General features: G+C 46.9%; 2 protein-coding genes. One reads left to right on the forward strand and one right to left on the reverse strand.

What is annotated here, in order from left to right:
• On the forward strand, positions 1-708 hold a 708-nt coding region (locus tag A3729_RS28170), incomplete at its 5' end, for a metal ABC transporter solute-binding protein, Zn/Mn family (RefSeq protein ID WP_068634525.1).
• An 11-nt stretch (positions 709-719) separates the two neighbouring features.
• On the opposite strand, the gene A3729_RS28175 is transcribed toward A3729_RS28170, so the two are convergent.
• A partial coding sequence (locus A3729_RS28175; RefSeq protein ID WP_304439778.1) for an exodeoxyribonuclease VII large subunit occupies positions 720-938 on the reverse strand: 219 nt, incomplete at its 5' end.

Here is a 938-nt window from a genome sequence, read left to right on the forward strand (position 1 = left end):
GGGTGGTTAGCGCGCTTGGTTGCAGCAGCAGATTTTAATGGCCTGACTGTGATAGCGACAGAAAATGTTCGTTTGATCAGAGAGCGAAAGGATTTGCGTCGACATAGTCATGGTCATCATGGCGAAGAAGAGCATAAGCATAGTAGCGCTTCTCTTGATGAAAATGATGATATTTCCAAGATGGTTGGAAGGGTTGACCCGCATGCCTGGCATAGCTTGCAGGCTGCAAAAGTATATATTCGCAATATCACCAATGCCTTAGCGAAGGTTGACCCTCCGCATGCCGGAGAATATGAAACGAATGCACAGGCATATATTGAAGAATTAGACTTGCTTAACCAAGCTTACGAGAAGAAGTTTTTGGCTCTGCCTGCGTCTCAACGACAAATGGTTGTTCCTCACAATGCCTTTGCTTATTTGGCTCGAGATTATGGTTTGAAAATGCGGAGCTTGCAAGGCATCAGTACGGGAGGAGAGGCTTCTGCAGCACAAATTGCACAAGTAGTTCGTCAGGTTCGGAGCTCTGGCGTCAAGGCGATTTTCGAGGAAAATGTCGCTGACAATCGCCTTATCAAAGTTGTGCAAATGGAAACGGGAGTCAATTTTGGAGGTGAACTGATCTCGGGCGCCTTATCTCATGAGCTAGCGCCAAGCTATCTCGATATGATGCAGTACAATCTAGCGAAAATTTATCAAGCCTTGAAGTAAGCTGGGCTGAGTTATAAGTCCAGTTCTGGAACACTTTGGTCGACGGTACAATGGACAATCCCATCTTTTAGTGTGGCACTGATTTTGTCTCCCGCCTTGAAGTCGCTGCACTGGGTTTGAACTTTCTGTTTATCGGACTTTAATATGGCATAGCCGCGCCCTAAGGTTGCAAGAGGGCTTGCCGTGTGCAGTGTCTGGGCTAGAATCGCCAGTCTGTGTTGCTGTTGTTC

The organism is Oleiphilus sp. HI0043 (genome assembly GCF_001634935.1).